12 protein-coding genes and 1 pseudogene are annotated in these 15,714 nt (G+C 53.8%); 8 read left to right on the plus strand and 5 right to left on the minus strand.

Features of this window, described 5'->3' with window-relative positions; genetic code table 11:
* Positions 1-71: 71 nt before the first annotated feature.
* Both V8I28_RS06435 and V8I28_RS06440 read right to left on the minus strand, forming a co-directional pair.
* Positions 72-2,159, minus strand: a complete 2,088-nt coding sequence (locus V8I28_RS06435; protein WP_445928196.1) for a heavy metal translocating P-type ATPase — start codon at positions 2,157-2,159, stop codon at positions 72-74.
* 44 nt (positions 2,160-2,203) lie between these two features.
* Positions 2,204-2,644 carry a CopY/TcrY family copper transport repressor gene (locus V8I28_RS06440; protein WP_341779301.1) on the minus strand — a complete coding sequence of 147 codons (441 nt, stop codon included), beginning with the start codon at positions 2,642-2,644 and terminating at the stop codon, positions 2,204-2,206.
* Positions 2,645-2,864: 220 nt separating this feature from the next.
* Here V8I28_RS06440 and V8I28_RS06445 point away from each other — a divergent pair, with 220 nt between their 5' ends.
* On the plus strand, positions 2,865-4,142 hold the full coding sequence (locus tag V8I28_RS06445) for a D-alanyl-D-alanine carboxypeptidase family protein (RefSeq protein WP_341779302.1): 1,278 nt from the start codon (positions 2,865-2,867) through the stop codon (positions 4,140-4,142).
* A gap of 547 nt (positions 4,143-4,689) precedes the next feature.
* Entirely contained in the window at positions 4,690-6,114 is a 1,425-nt protein-coding gene (locus V8I28_RS06450; RefSeq protein WP_341779303.1) for an MFS transporter, read from the plus strand.
* A 105-nt stretch (positions 6,115-6,219) separates the two neighbouring features.
* On the opposite strand, the gene V8I28_RS06455 is transcribed toward V8I28_RS06450, so the two are convergent.
* Positions 6,220-8,811 carry an ABC transporter permease gene (locus tag V8I28_RS06455; protein WP_445928190.1) on the minus strand — a complete coding sequence of 864 codons (2,592 nt, stop codon included), beginning with the start codon at positions 8,809-8,811 and terminating at the stop codon, positions 6,220-6,222.
* On the minus strand, positions 8,805-9,506 hold the full coding sequence (locus tag V8I28_RS06460; protein WP_341779305.1) for an ABC transporter ATP-binding protein: 702 nt from the start codon (positions 9,504-9,506) through the stop codon (positions 8,805-8,807). The genes V8I28_RS06455 and V8I28_RS06460 overlap by 7 nt, the downstream gene beginning before the upstream one ends.
* A 254-nt stretch (positions 9,507-9,760) precedes the next feature.
* Between V8I28_RS06460 and V8I28_RS06465 the strand changes: the two genes are divergently transcribed.
* Together V8I28_RS06465 and V8I28_RS06470 are read left to right on the plus strand one after the other, a co-directional pair.
* A complete protein-coding gene (locus V8I28_RS06465; RefSeq protein ID WP_341779306.1) occupies positions 9,761-11,413 on the plus strand; it encodes an FAD-dependent oxidoreductase in 1,653 nt (550 codons plus the stop codon).
* A 160-nt stretch (positions 11,414-11,573) separates the two neighbouring features.
* Positions 11,574-12,419: an aldo/keto reductase family protein gene (locus V8I28_RS06470; RefSeq protein WP_341779307.1), complete on the plus strand. Its 846-nt coding sequence runs from the start codon at positions 11,574-11,576 to the stop codon at positions 12,417-12,419.
* 261 nt (positions 12,420-12,680) lie between these two features.
* Here V8I28_RS06470 and V8I28_RS06475 read toward each other — a convergent pair whose 3' ends face one another.
* Positions 12,681-13,562: a LysR family transcriptional regulator gene (locus V8I28_RS06475; RefSeq protein ID WP_341779308.1), complete on the minus strand. Its 882-nt coding sequence runs from the start codon at positions 13,560-13,562 to the stop codon at positions 12,681-12,683.
* Between the two features lie 202 nt (positions 13,563-13,764).
* Here V8I28_RS06475 and V8I28_RS06480 point away from each other — a divergent pair, with 202 nt between their 5' ends.
* The 4 genes and pseudogenes from V8I28_RS06480 to V8I28_RS06495 all read left to right on the plus strand — a co-directional run bounded on the left by V8I28_RS06480 (position 13,765) and on the right by V8I28_RS06495 (position 15,710).
* A complete protein-coding gene (locus V8I28_RS06480; RefSeq protein WP_341779309.1) occupies positions 13,765-14,160 on the plus strand; it encodes a DUF2255 family protein in 396 nt (131 codons plus the stop codon).
* 65 nt (positions 14,161-14,225) lie between these two features.
* Positions 14,226-14,597: a MerR family transcriptional regulator gene (locus V8I28_RS06485; RefSeq protein ID WP_341779310.1), complete on the plus strand. Its 372-nt coding sequence runs from the start codon at positions 14,226-14,228 to the stop codon at positions 14,595-14,597.
* A 64-nt stretch (positions 14,598-14,661) separates the two neighbouring features.
* Positions 14,662-15,039, plus strand: coding sequence for a DUF2255 family protein (locus tag V8I28_RS06490; RefSeq protein WP_341779311.1), 378 nt, complete (start codon positions 14,662-14,664; stop codon positions 15,037-15,039).
* Between the two features lie 28 nt (positions 15,040-15,067).
* Positions 15,068-15,710, plus strand: a pseudogene (locus tag V8I28_RS06495) (NAD(P)H-binding protein).
* Positions 15,711-15,714: the final 4 nt, after the last annotated feature.

The raw sequence follows: 15,714 nt of genomic DNA on the forward strand, positions 1-15,714 counted from the left end.
AAAACGCACCGCAGCTTTCCCATTCAGGGAGGCGCGGTGCGTTTTCTGTTTTTTAAAGAGGAAGACCAACATTAAGCCACGTCTTTAATCTTCAGGGTCATGGCGTTGATGGCAACGATGATGGTGCTCAGCGACATGACGATCGCCCCAACCATGGGATCAAGCATGAAGCCAATAGGAGCTAACACGCCGGCGGCCAGTGGAATGGCAATCAGGTTGTAACCAGCCCCCCACCAGAGATTCTCGGTCATCTTGCGGTGAGTGGCGCGAGCCAAGTCTAGGAACTGAATGACATCGGCCGGATCGCTGGAAACTAGGATGATATCGGCGGATTCAATCGCGACATCCGTTCCGGAACCAATGGCCATGCCGATGTCGGCGCGGGCCAAGCTAGGTGCGTCGTTGACCCCGTCACCAATGAAGAGTACCTTGCCCTTGGCCTGGTACTGCTGAACCAGACGCTCCTTGTCTTCGGGCAACAGGCGAGCCTGGACGTCATCGATCCCCACGGCCGCGGCGACCTTGGCCGCCGTTTCCTGATTATCACCGGTCAACATGACGGGCGTAATGCCTTGTTGTTTCAGCGAGGCGACTAATTTGGCCGCCGCAGGCTTGATCTGATCGCCTTGAGCGACCAGTCCCAGCACTTGTTGACCACTGACCAGGTAACTGATGGAGTTGCCTTCACCGGCCAGGGATTTGAACTGCTCGTGGTCGTAAGCCAACTGTTTCTGTTCAAGGTAGTTTACTGAGACCACACCGTACGGGGTACCGGCGATGGTGCCGAATTGGCCCAGCCCGGTTTCTTGATGGGTATCCTCGGCGATTGCGGGTGTCAGGTGTTGCGCCTTAGCGGCCGTTAAAATGCCGGTGGCCAGGGGGTGGCTGGAGCCATTTTCCAAGCCAGCCATGAGGGTCAGAACCTCATCGTCGCTGTGGTCGGCGTCCAGGCTGATCAGGTGGTTGACCTTGAATTCACCTTGGGTCAGTGTCCCGGTCTTATCCATCAAGGCGTATTTTAACTGATTGACCTGTTCCATGGCCGTCCGGTTACGAATCAATAGGCCGTTTTGCGCGGCCAGAGCCGTACTCCGGGAAACGACCAGCGGTACTGCCAATCCCAAGGCATGCGGGCAGGCAATGACGAAGACCGCCACGGCCACGGGCAACGCCACGGCTAAGTCGGCCACGGTCAGCCAAACGATGAAGGCCAGAATTCCGGCAAATAGAGCGGCGTAGAAGAGCCAACCGGCCACGCGATCCGCCAGATTTTCCGACTTGGATTTCGCATTCTTGGCGTCCTTAATCAGCGCCATGACTTGGGCCAGGTAGCCGGATTCCCCGGTTCCCGTGACCTTAGCCGTAAAGGTGCCAGTTCCGTTGACGGACCCACCGATAACGGCGTCTCCCACGGCCTTGCGTACGGCCTTGGATTCTCCGGTGACCAGGGATTCGTTGACGTCAGAGCTTCCGGTCAGAATTGTGGCGTCCGCGGGAACTTGTTCACCGGCACGGATGACCACTGTTTGGCCGACTTGTAAGTCACTTAAGTTCACATCGGTTAGATTACCCTGTTCGTCGACCACGTGGGCTTCCTGGGGGAGTAACTTACCGAGTGCATCCACCGCGGACCCGGCGTTCATCACCGTATTCATTTCAATCCAGTGGCCGAGTAACATAATCACGATTAACGTGGACAGCTCCCAGAAGAAGTTATTGACCATGGGCGTCACGTGGAAGAGATTGTTAGCGATCACGGCGTAAATGCTGTAAACGTAGGCTACACCAATCCCCATGGCAATCAAGGTCATCATGGCGGGCTGCTTCATTTGGATTTCGGCTTTGGCCCCGCTAAAGAAGGGCGCGCCGCCGTAGAAGAAGAGGATCGTCCCAAGAACGGCCACGACCCAATCACTTCCCGGAAAGACGATTTGGAAGGGCAAGGTCATGCCCATCATCGGTGACATCAGGATGACGGGGATGGTGAGAATCAGGGAGACCCAGAACTTTCGTTTGAGATTCCCCATGTGCATCATGTGCCCGTCACCCATGTCCATATCCATATCGCTCATATCCATCTTACTCATGTCGTGATGGTTCATTTCGTGACCATCGGTGGTCATTTGGCTATGGTCCATGCCCTTCATATCGTGTTGCATGTTCATGTGGGTCATGCCCAGATGACGTTCAGATGCTTTCATCCTTAACAACTCCCTTCGTAACCTTCCGGCAGGCAATCACACGCGATGGTGGTGGGTGCCGTGGTTAATTTCTCTTGTAAATGCAGAATCAATTCTTGAATATCGGACTGGCTCAGTTCAGTCTGGTCGATAGCGTGAACGAACGCTTGGCCCCGGCACATCGCACACATCTGGTCGAGTTGTGCGGAGAGCGCCGTGTCCATGGCGGTCTGTTCCGGAATGAGTGGTGTGTAAATAAACTGACGGCCATTTTTGGTGGTGGCCAGCGCGCCCTTCTTGACTAGGCGCCCGATCAAGGTTTTAATGGTAGCAGCTTTCCAATCGTGCTGTTGGCTAACCAGGTCGATGATGGTATGGCTGTCGGCTTGGCCGAGTGTCCAGACAATCCGCATCACACACCATTCGGCGTCGGTAATCGTTTCGGTAATTTCAGTAGTTGGCACGGTGAGTCACTCCTCTTGTTTACATCTGTAATTCAATCAACAACTGTAGTTTACATCTGTAAACGCAAACTGTCAAGAAGAAGGTTCGAGTGGGTGGCATGTAACCAGCAGAAGACAGAGATTACAAATCAAATAATAAGAAGTTAAAATTTAAGCAAGAATCCAAGGAACCGTCATTTTACAGCGTATACTTTGTATAATTGAGAGATAAGTTTAGATTATGAAGGGAGCTTATGTGCTCGTGGTTCTTTTAAAACATTGGCTGCGTGCCCTTGCGGTAGTCGGGGTGGTACTGACCATCCTCGCACCGGGAACGGCGCAGGCGGCCACTACTGTCAGCAAGGTGCCCGCCCGCGCGGCGTACGTCATGGACGCCAATAGCGGCCAGGTCCTTTACCAACAAAATGCAGATAAACAATACCCCATTGCCTCATTATCCAAACTATTAACGGTTTACCTAACCGTTAAGGCAATTAACGAGGGAAAACTCAGCTGGGACGAGGAGTTCACGATGCCCCAGAATCTGATCAAGCTGAGTCACAGCTATGCCTATTCGTCGTTGCGCATGAAGTCCGGCGAGACGTTCACCGTACGCCAACTGGTCGCCGCGGCGATGATTGCCTCATCTAACAGTGCCGCCACCGAATTGGGTGAAATCGTGGCTGGAAGTAACGCCAAATTTGTGGCGCTCATGAATCAACAGAGTGCCGACTGGGGTTTAGAGGCGCATTTCATCAGTTCGTCCGGCTTGGACAATTCCGACCTGAAGGATTATGACTTGGTCTTGCCCGATACCGGAAAGAATGAACAAAATCTAGTTTCGGCCAAGGCCATCACCAAGGTAGCCCAACAACTCCTCAAGGCCGATCCGCAGATTACGGACATCGCCAGCAAGACCGAGGCCAGCATTAACGGCACCCAGATTTATAACGAGAATAGTTGTCTGCCAGGAAAGTTGCAGTATAAGAAGGCTAGCGGCATCGATGGTCTCAAGACCGGTTATACCGAGAACGCCAAACTCTGCTTCACTGCGACCTATACGGTTAACGGGCAACGTATGGTGGCCACGATTCTAGGTGGGGATACGACCTTTTCGGCCATGAACAAGTTGATTAAGCAATTGAAGGACAAGTATCGCCTCGAAACGACGCCGTTGACGGCGCAGCGGGTGTCGTTATCGAATGGATTGGCCACGCAGGTGATGGCCACGCCAACTGCCTCGCAAGCGGGCGTGTGGTATCAGGACAAGACGGCTAACCTGACCACTAAGGTAGAGACCAAGTTAACGCCGAACCAGTTACGCACGGGAACCGTTGATGCGGGTGATCCAGTGGCCCAGGCCACGGTTACCGATACCCAGACCGGGGCCCAGCAACAGGTGATGTACCGGGCCCAACAGACCACCACCCTGTTTGCAGAACGGGCAATCTTTGCGGCGAAGGGCAATGTCGATCAGCTGATTGCGGCGTTGCGACAGCCGGTGAATAGTTTGTTTTAGAGTAAAAGTCAATCATGCATGAGCAGTCCAGGGTCGAGACCAGTTCTCGGCCTTTTTGACGTACTGGGGAATTTAGAATGTGAAAATTTGGGCGAGATCTAACCACTAATAGTATGAAACAGTCTATTGAAAGCCCCCACTTAATGACTGGCCTTGAGCGTTTAGTAAATATATGATTGCTATCAGTAAAAATGTTACTCATATTTCGTGAGGTGGTATATCAGAACGAAAAACGGCCAAAATCTTGGATTTTAATGAAAACGCCAACATTTTTATTTTGAAATTTACGCATATTCACAAGAGCACGATAAACACTGACATGGTGGGGGATAAGACTTGATTAGTTGGTAGCGAATCGGCTACCAAATGTCATAAATCTTTTAATTTGAGGTTGAAAGCGATTTCTACACGTGGTACGCTGAACCTAACTTGTATATTAGTTGCAAGGGAGCGTTATCGGAAATACCCTAGCTAGGATTACCACTGCGTTCAGTTTTGCTCTTATTTTGCTCGTTTAGACTATATATTTTAGGAAGTGTCAGGTAAATTGGATAAAACACAAAAAACCATTACAATTGATGCCCAGCCTTTCAATATAAAAGACCGTCTCGGTTATATGTTTGGCGATATTGGGAATAACTTCTCATTCAACGTTATCAACTCGTTCTTAATGATTTTCTATACCAACGTCCTGGGGTTAACTGGGGCCCAAGTTGGTATCTTGTTCTTGACCGCACGGTTCGTTGATGCTTTTGCGGATATTATGGTTGGTCGGTTCGTCGATAATAGTAAGTTACATAAAAATGGTCGATTCCAGCCTTGGATGAACCGGATGAAGTACCCATTGATGATTGCCTTCATCCTGACGTTCGTTCCAATCGTTAAAGACTGGGCAATGCCAGCTCGGTTGGCTTATGTCTTCATCACGTACTTATCATGGGGGATCTTCTACTCCTCCGTCAACATCCCTTACGGTTCCATGGCTTCTGCTATTAGTGGGGACCCTAACGATAAGACTTCACTTTCAACTTTCCGGGCCATTGGTTCCGCCGTTGGTAGTGCGTTGACGAGTTACGTTTTGCCATTGATTATTTACGTGGGGGCTTCCCAAAAGATTTCTGGGAACCGGTTCTTCTGGGTCGTCGTTGGTTGTGCCATCGTCGCCTGGGCTTGCTACACGTTAACAACGGCTTTGACAACTGAACGTGTACGGACTGAAAAATCCGAAAAGGTGCCATTATCACGTTTGGTTAAGGGCTTGTTCGAAAACAAAGCCTTGGTTGTTTTAGTTCTGGTCGACATCTTAATCGTTATCAACCAAAACTTATCTGGGACGTTATTGACGTACCTGTTCAACGACTACTTCAAGGATACCAAGGCCTTGAGTATTGCGTTGGTCTTCAACTTCGCTACGGTTATTCTGTTGGCACCATTCAGTAACTGGATGACGCGGACATTTGGTCGTAAGGAATGTTCCATCGTTGCCTTATTCATCGGTGCCGCAATTTACGGTATCTTGATGGTTACGCGGACGCAAAGCGCAGGCTTCTACCTGGTTATGTTATTCTTCGGTTCCTTAGGTGCCGGGGTCTTCAACCTGATGGTCTGGGCCTTCATTACCGATGTTATTGATAATCACGAAGTCTTGACGGGTGTTCGTGAAGATGGGGTTGTTTACGGGGTTAACTCATTTGCTCGTAAGGTTGCCCAAGCGATCGCCGGTGGTTTCGGTGGTTTCATGTTGACTTTCATCGGTTACAAGTCTTCAACTGGTGGTGGTGCGGAACAAACGACTACGGTTATTAACCACATCTACACCTTAGCAACGGGTGTGCCAACCTTCTGTCTGTTACTGGCTGGTCTGGTCTTACTGTTCTTCTACCCATTGAGTAAGAAGCGCGTTAACGCCAACGCTGCCAAGTTAGCTGAAATTCACTCTGAAAACGCTGAAGAGGAAGAAGAAGCTAAGTAATCTGACATCTACTAAAATTGAATGCAAATTAAAAGGCTCTGTAGCAATCATGTCGATGATCGCTGCAGAGCCTTTGTATCGGTTGGTAGTATTTGCTTGGCGTTGTCAGTCCACCGACTTCAACGCATCCAGCATGTTAATTCGTTTGAGCTTGCGATGCATGAGCCACATGACCAGCAGGCTGAAGGCCAGCGTTAGCAGGGCCGAATAGACGTAGCTCAGGGGATGAATGCCCGGTGAGAACATCAGGCTATCCGTTTCGGCCGTGTTGAGAATGTAGCGGTGTAACCAATCCCCCATGAAACACCCAAGGAGAATGCCCATCACCGTGAGAATTAGATTTTCCCTAAAGATATACATCGTCACCTCGCCGTCGTAGAAGCCTAATACCTTAATGGTTGAGAGCTCGCGAATCCGTTCGGAAACGTTGATGTTGGTGAGGTTGTACAGGACGACCAACGCCAGTGCCCCGGCGGCCACCACGAAGATCACGACCACTAGATCCATGGTATCCAGCATTTGGAAGTTGTTATGCTTCTCCGTGCTGAGGAGGGTGACATTCAGCATGCCGGAGGTCTTGAGCAGGTCACTGGCAAATTGGTTCTGAGCCGACTTGCCGTGATGCGTGAACTGTACCAGATTGCCGTTGTAGACGGCGTGGTGATCAAAGATGCGGTGGTAGTAGGTTGGCGACAGGTAGATGAAGTGATTAACGTAGTTTTCTGCAATGGCGGCAATCCGAACGTGCTTCACCGGGTGATTGCCCAGCTTTACCGGTAGCGTATCGCCCACCTTAACGTGATAAAGCTTGGCTAGTTTTTCATCAATGATGGCGCCGTGATTATTGAGGGTATAGGCGCGGTGACTCTGCCGATTTCGCAAGACGACGAATTTCTTTAGGCGTTGCGGTCGCTGGGGGACGCTAAGGGTGGCCGCTTGGTTTGCGACATCCGCACGTTCAACGGTAACCTGCGATTGCTTGAGGAGCAGGTCGTTTTTGTACAGCGACTGACGATGCAGTGCCCGCCGTTGCGCCGCGGTCTGATTGCCGCTACGTACCACGATGGCATCGTAATGCCAGAGCTGATTGAACTGCTTCACGCTGATGTCGCCGATGGAATCCTTTAGGCCAAAGCCGGTAATCATCATCGCCATGCAGCCGGCGATCCCTAGCACCGTCATCAAGAGGCGCTGCTTGTAGCGAAAGAGATTGCGCAGGGTGACCTTATGATTGAAGCTTAGTCGGCGCCAGAGGCTGTGCCAGTGCTCCAACCAGAGCGTCTTACCGGCCTTGGGCGCCTTGGGTTGCATGAGCGTGGCGGGATTGCTGCGTAGGTCAACGCGCAAGACAATGGCGGCGCTTCCCATGGTGCAGGCCAGCGCGATGACCAGCGCGATAACGATGTCGGCCCAGAGGTACTGGACGTTGATGGCCGGCAGGTTGTACATGCTACCATACGCTTGGGCGATGAAGCGGGGGAAGAAATTGACCCCGAAGCCAACGCCTAGGAGCGTGCCCAGCAGGCTGGCGAGGCCGCCGTAAATCATAAACTCACTTCCAATGGCGAGATTGCTGTAGCCCAACGCCTTGAGCGTGCCCATCTGAATCCGCAACTCGGTCACCATCCGGGTCATGGTGGTCAGGCAGATCAACGCGGCAATGGCGATGAAGAAGAGCGGAAAGACCGTGGATAAGGCGACCACCCGTTGCGTGTTTTCATGGTATTCGCTGTAGCCTGGATTGGCGGCGCGACCGCTGTACAGGTAGGTGGGACGGTCAATCGCCGCAATCTTGGCCTGGGCGTGGCTGAGTTGGCGTTGTGCCTTGCGAAGGATGGGTGAATTAGCGGGAAGTTGTTGCGCCAGTTGGGCGACCTGTGCGGCCTGCGGGGCAAGTTGCTGGCGGGCCTGCCGTTGTAATTGGGCCTGGCGTGCGGCCGCCCGGGGCTTGAACCAGGCTTTCAGCCGCGTGGTATTGGCACGATTGATCCGTTTATATTTGGCGGTGTAGGGCGCCACGTGGGCCAGATTTTTGAACTGGATGTCCAGTCGGCTAGCCACCGATTGGTCCAGCGTCCCGGGTCGGACGAAGGCTAAATAATCCAGTGTCCCCTTGCCCACCGTGGTGACACCGCGCGTGGCTTTTTCAATGTAACGGGGTGAGTTGACGAAGCCCACCACCTTAAGCGTTCGGCGGTTAAACCGCTGATTACGTGCCTGAGTCGTGGCGATGTGGTAGGTTGAGCCGAGTTTCAAATGGGGTTGGAGCGTCCGGGCCTGCTGATCCAAAACTATCTCGTTGGCTCGGCGGGGCAGATGACCACTGACCACGGTTAGCCGATTAACCCGCTGCTTGGCCGGAAGCTCTGCCACCCGGACGGTTTGATTGTTGTTGAGTTGATTGATGTCTAAGTATTTCACCGCTTGATAGGTGACTTGGTCGCGGTGGCGGTGGAGAACGGCGCGGTCCTGCCTGGTGAGGCCGGCCGTGGACTGCACGCTATTCGTGGCCAGTTGCTGTTTCTGATAATAATCGCTGGCGGCCTGAAGCATGTCCGGTCCGGTTGCCCGGATACCAGTATAAAAGGCGACGCCCAGAAAGATAATCAACATGATGGAGAGAAAGCGGGCCTTGGAGCGCCGGATTTCTCGAAAAATCGTTTTAAAATAACTGTTTGTCATGGAACCACCTACCATTCAATCTCAGCGACTGGCGTGGGATGCGGATTGTGCCGGGTAGATTGGACCCGGGCATCGTTGATGTGGATGATCTGATCGCCCATTTTAGCAATCGCACTGTTGTGGGTAACGATGATCACGGTCATGTGGGTCCGGCGTGCCCCGTCCTGAATCACCTGGAGCACTTGTTTACCGGTCTGATAATCCAGCGCGCCCGTGGGTTCATCGCACAATAGAATCTTGGGGTTCTTGGCGATCGCGCGGGCAATCGCCACCCGCTGTTGTTCGCCGCCGGACAGCTGAGCGGGAAAGTTGCTGGCTCGGTCGGTCAGGCCCACCAACCCGAGCGTTTCACCGACATCGTGGGCGTCCGCGGTAATCTGCGAGGCGAGCTCGACATTTTCCCGCGCGGTCAGGTTGGGAACCAGATTGTAGAATTGAAAGACGAAACCCACGTCTTGTCGGCGGTAGGTCGTCAGTTGTTTAGCGGATAATTGGGCAATGTCTTGCCCGTCGATCAGCACCTGGCCGCTGGTGGGACTGTCCATGCCGCCCAGAATGTTGAGGAGAGTCGACTTCCCCGCGCCGCTGGGACCGAGGATCGTGACGATCTCGCCCTGCGCCACGCTAAAGGAAATATCCCGGTTGGCGATCGTAACTTGATTGCCCTGGGTGAATTGTCGTGTTTCATTGATAACGTCTATGTAGGCCATACGATGATGCTCCTTCGTTGAGAATAGCTCGTGTTTCGAGTGACCGGGCCCGCAAGCATGGGGATTGGCGGAGTCGGGTCTTAGGATTTGTTAGGTGACGATGCGTCGACAGTATTAAGTTAATTGTAGGCGGAAACGCGTGCGGGCGCAATGGAAACCGGTTCCAATTCGCTTGTAAATTGAAGGTATTTCGGTATACTGGGCGCATAGAGCCGTCCCCTGTGGACGTGTCGTGTAGAAAGGATGTTTTGTGGATGAAAGTCGTCATTATTGGTGGTGTGGCCGGTGGGATGTCGGCCGCGACTCGGCTCCGGCGATTGGATGAGCACGCCGAGATTGTGATCTTTGAGAAGGGACCGTACGTCTCATTTGCCAACTGCGGTCTCCCGTTTTATCTTTCCGGCGAGATTAGTGAGCGCTCGCAGCTCATCGTGCAGACGGCCGAAAAATTACAGCAACGCTTCAACCTGGACGTTCGGCCGAATCACGAGGTCGTGCAGATCCTTCCCGCCAAGCATGAGGTGGTGGTGCGCCACGCCGGTCAGCTGGTGCATGAAACCTATGACCGGCTGATCTTGTCGCCGGGGGCTCAGCCCATAATGCCCGAAATTCCGGGAATGGCCGAGGCAAAACGCGTGTACGCCCTGCGTAACATTCCCGACTTGGATCGCATCATGGCGGGGATTCAGGATGACGATGTCCGGCGAGTCTTAGTCGTGGGTGGCGGTTTCATCGGCCTGGAAGTGGCCGAAAATCTCAAACTCAGTGGGCTAGACGTCACCATCGTGGAACAGGCGCCGCACGTATTACCCCCACTAGATACCGAAATGGCGGCATTCGTGCGCAATGAGCTAGTGGCCAACGGCGTGAAGGTTCTCACCAACCAGGCGTTGACTGGCCTGGAAGATGCCGGCCAAACGGCGGTCCTAACGGATGGGACACGGCTCAAGACGGACCTGACCATTGTCGCGATAGGCGTCCGGCCCGCCAGTCGGCTGGCGCAAAAGGCTGGGCTGCAACTGGGCCTCAAGGGCGGTATCGTGGTGAACGACCGTTATCAGACTAGTGATCCCGACATCTATGCGGTGGGGGATGCCATCGTGGTGAAACAACAGTTGAACGGGCAGGATACCCTGATTCCGTTGGCCTCGCCGGCAAATCGGCAGGGTCGGCAGGTGGCGGATAACCTGGTCGGCCTGAACCATCCCAACCGTGGTAGCCTGGGCACGGCGATTGTCCGGGCCTTTAAATTAGCGGCCGCGGCCACCGGTTTCAGTGAGTTTCAGGCTCGCCAACTCGGCCTGAACTACCGCGTTGTCCACGTCCGCGGCACCAGTCACGCCGGTTATTTCCCGGGTGGCACGCCGCTGACGTTGAAGCTCATCTTTAATCCGGACTCCGGTAAAATTTACGGTGCTCAGGGCGTTGGCGAACAGGGCGTGGATAAACGGATCGATGTCTTGGCCACGGCGATTAAGGGAAATCTGACGATTGCGGACCTCCCCGAGTTAGAGTTGACCTACGCGCCACCGTTTGGGTCGGCCAAGGACCCCGTCAATCTGCTGGGCTACGTCGCCATGAACGTGGCGGAGGGGCTAAGTAAAACGATTCAGTGGTCGGCACTACCCGCCACACTGGCGGCCGGTCGGCGGTTGTTGGATGTCCGCGATCCGGATGAGCTCCGCGAGGGTCAATTTAAGGATGCGATCGCGATTCCGCTGGACCAGCTGCGTGACCGGCTAACCGAATTAGACGTCAACCAGCCATATGTAGTCAGCTGTTTTAGTGGCCAGCGTAGCTATCTGGCCGAACGGATCCTGCGGCAACACGGGTTTGACGTGGTCAACTTGGATGGGGCATTCGCGCTGTACCGGGCGGTTCGACCGCAGGACTTGATTTTACATTAAGAGACCGAGGCCTGAGTGGTTGCATGCCCAACGAATCCAGCGCTACCAGCACTTGGCGTTCTTGCGAAATTTTTCTATCCAAAAGCCAAACAAGTTGCTTGCCTTAGAGTAGGTCTAAGGGGCTAAGATGAATCCATCAGTTAAAAATGGAGGAATGAACATGCCAAAAATTACGGATTCGTTTACGTTAAACAATGGCTTAAAGATGCCTAAGGTCGGCTTCGGTACCTGGCAAACTCGCCCGGGCAAGGAAACCTACGATGCCGTCAGCAATGCCCTCAAGGCGGGGTATCGCTTCATCGATACGGCTAAGGCCTACAACAATGAACAGAGCGTCGGCGAAGCCCTGCGCGACAGTGCGGTGGCAAGAGAAGACGTCTTCGTTCAAACCAAGTTGCCGGCCGAATCGAAGTCCTACGACGCGGCCATGGCGGACTTTGACAGCAGTCTAGCGGCCCTGGACCTCGACTACGTGGATTCTTACATCATCCACGCGCCGTGGCCATGGATGCAGATGGGGTCGAACCACGATGCCGAAAACCGTGACGTTTGGCGCGCCATGCAGGATATTTATAATAGTGGACGGGCTAAATCGGTGGGGGTCTCCAACTTTAACTCCCATGACTTGGAGAACCTGTTGACCTGGGATGGCCTGACGGTGACGCCGGCAGTTGACCAGATTCAGTACTACGTCGGGCACACGCAAGATTCCATCGTGAAGACGGCGGAAGCCCACCAGATCACGGTTCAAGCTTACTCGCCATTGGCTACCGGAGGCTTGGTCGACAGTCCGGAGTTGGAACGCGTTGCCGGTAATTACGGCGTCTCAATTCCCCAATTAGCTTTGCGCTACATCGTGCAAAAGGGCGTGGCGCCGCTACCTAAGGGCCGGTCCATGGCTCACGTTCAGGCGAACACGGAACTTGATTTTGAGATTAATCCCAAGGACATGGCCTTTCTGGACCGGTTATCCGATCCGAACGGCTGGCATCCAGTGGGCGACTAATGCGTTAGCAGAATAGACGAGACGGTGACGGTGCTTTAATGGCGGTCACCGTCTTTTTTTGAAAAATTTTGATGAAACGTGCAACAAAATCGCGATTTTTTACATTAGTAATAAGTAGAGGCCGTTGTTCGAGTCGAAACTATGCTTGAATCGTATATTGACCTATTAACAATAAGTATTTGATATAGCTAACGAATGTCCCTGATGACTAGTTAGAAAAAATCCCAGACAGCCGGTTGTATGCGGTGCCTGGGAGAAGGTTTAGTTTTCAGCGGGCATTAATTCCGCGCGGACCTGCGCCAACAGGGCCTGTGCGGCCGGAGACAGGCGCTGGCCCTTGAGCCAAACGAGACTGGAACCCGAGGAGGTCCGGGGACTGAGGGGCACGAACGTCAGATCGGATTGGTTGGTGTTAATGATGCCATCTAGTCCCAGTGCACTGCCGACGCCCGCCGATACCAGTAGCGAGGCGTTGTAGAGCAGGTTGTACGTGGCCACCACGGTCAGATCCTCCCATTCCAGGCCGAAGAGATCGTGAATGCGCGCGGCCCCACCTTGTTGCGGTAGGATCAGCCGGGAATGCGCCACGTCTTCGAGTGAAACAGTCGCTTGGCGGGCCAGAGGGGAACTGTTTTGGACCAAGAGTCCCCAGCGGCTCTCGCCGGGAAGCCGCAGAAAGTCGTAGTCGTGCTTATCGGTGGGTTCCATAACGACGCCGAAATCAAAGACCCCGGAGCTGAGATTTTGGTGAATGTCGGCGGCGTCCATGCTGACGAGGTGGATCTGAACGTGGGGATGCCGATGATTCAGATGTCCAATGGCCTGCGCGACCGTGAGCATGCTGCGGGCCTCGGCGCTTCCCACGTAGACGGCGCCACTGACATCTTGTTCCTGATGAATGTTCGTCAAGGTCTTGTCTGTTAACGAGAGGATCTGACGTGCTTGGTTGGCAAAGTATTCACCGTCTGGGGTGAGTTGAATGGTCCGGTTGCCCCGTTCAAAGAGCGTGGTACCCAGTTCATTTTCCAGTTCCTTTAGCTGACGCGACACGGTCGGTTGCGACACATGTAGCCGCGCGGAGGCCTTACTAATGTTTTGTTCCTGTACGATCATGAGAAAGTAACGAAGGACGCGTAATTCCAAAACGACCATCTCCTATGACTAAAGTGTATAACTTTTGATTTAATCTAAGCATTAGACATAGTGAAAGTCAAGCCATAAGATAGAAAGTGAAGATTAACAGAAAGGAAGTTGGACAAATGTGGATTGATGAGTGGGGCGCTCGACAAAAAGTCCCCAGCAACGTGCGGTACCTGACACCACGGGGCTGGCGGATGACCGGACAATGACCCAATGGACACCCCAACGCTTGCATGGCTTCGCCACGGCCGATGATTTGCGGATTTCCCCGTTTTATAGCGACGGGCAGACTTACGGGACCCCAACGTGGATCTGGTCGGTCGTGGTCGATGGCCGATTGTACGTGCGGGCGTGGCACGGTCAGCAATCGTCGTGGTATCAATCCGCGGTGAGTCAGCGGGGCGGACGCATGTACCTTGCCGGGCGTAACTTCCGGATTACGTTTGTCCCGGTGGTCGCCGATTCGGCGTTAACGGCGCGGATCGATCGGGCCTATCGTCAGAAATACGCGACGAGCATCTACGTCCTATTGATGGTGCAGGCCGGTCCCCAAGCGGCCACGCTGGAGATTCGGCCGGCCGATATGAAGTCGGAACGGTAAGGCGGTCAGAACCGGCATTTAGTAAAAGGATGAAGAAAGGATCGCCAGGAAAGGTGGGATTCAGGATGAAGATTAACGAAGCGGCAAAACAGTTGCGCACCAGCGCCTGGACGCTGCGGTACTACGAACAAATCGGCGTGATTGCGCCGGTGACGCGGGTGAGTGGCATCCGCGACTACACACCGGCCGACATTGATCAGTTGCGCGAGGTGTTGACGTTGCGTGATTGTGGCGTCAAGTTGGCCGAGATTAAGCAGTTGCTAGCTCTAGAGCAAACGACGAATACGGCGGATATGCGTCGCCAGTTATTGCAGACGCGCGCCACCGAGTTGCGCCACGAGATTGACCGGCTTCAGACGTCCTTGACTCACCTGGATGCTAAGATAGCCACCATGGCCGGACCTAAGCACGAGCTCGTGGGCAACGGCAGTCACTAAGCGGCGATAAAAACTTTAAATTGATGGGATTTAAGAAAGAGAACAATTAAAGGAGCACAGAAATATGAAAGCATGGACCACAGCACAACTCACAGCCTTTGCCACCGCCGACGACATGCGAGTATCGCCGCTCTACGATGACGGCAAGACTTACGGCACGCCGACCTGGATCTGGTCGGTCGTGGTTGGCTCGCACCTGTATATCCGGGCCTGGAACGGGCAACACTCTCGCTGGTATCAATCGGCTAAGGCCCAGGGCGCCGGCCGGATACATCTCGCAGATCAAGATTTTGAGGTAGCTTACGTGCCCGTCACCACCGATGCAAAATTGACGGCGGCGATTAACCAGGCTTACCAGGCCAAGTACGCCGGTAGTCCTTATTTGCCACCGATGTTGGCGGCGGGACCGGTCAGCGCCACCGTTCGCTTGGATTTACGCTAAAGAAGACCACAATTGGAGGACTCATTCGATGACTAAAATTATGATTGTCGGCGCTCATGGCGCCATGGCCCGCTTACTGATGGACCGACTGTTAAATGAAACAACGGATACGTTGACCCTATTTCTCCGGGATGCCGCACGGCTGGCGCAATACGCGAATAATCCGCGGGTAACGTTAGTTGATGGGGACATCAAGGATACTGCACTGGTGGCGAAGACCATGCAGGATGCCGATATCGTCTACTCTAACCTGGGGGGGGCCGGATCTGGCGGAACAGACCCAGAGCGTCCTGACCGCCATGAAGCAGACGGGCAAGCAACGGTTCGTCTACATCAGCGCGTTGGGCGCTCATCACGAGGTCCCTGGTAAATTCGGCGAATGGAACGAACAAGCCATTGCGGCCTTTCTGCCGGGCTTCCGCAAGACGGCGCAACTGGTGGCCGATGCCGGCCTCACCTACACCGAGATTCGGCCGGCTTGGTTGACCGACAACGATGAGGTGGACTACGAAGAAACGCAACTGGGCGAAGACTTCCAGGGAACCGAGGTCTCGCGCAAGAGTGTGGCCGATTTCGCTTTGAAGGTCATCACGCATCCGGATACGTATCAGAACGCCAGCGTTGGCTTGGACAAGGCCGGTACCGCGGGCGATCAGCCCAGCTGGATCTAAGGAG

Origin of the sequence: Levilactobacillus sp. HBUAS70063 (assembly GCF_038374745.1) — a bacterium.
Classification (GTDB): Bacteria; Bacillota; Bacilli; order Lactobacillales; family Lactobacillaceae; genus Levilactobacillus.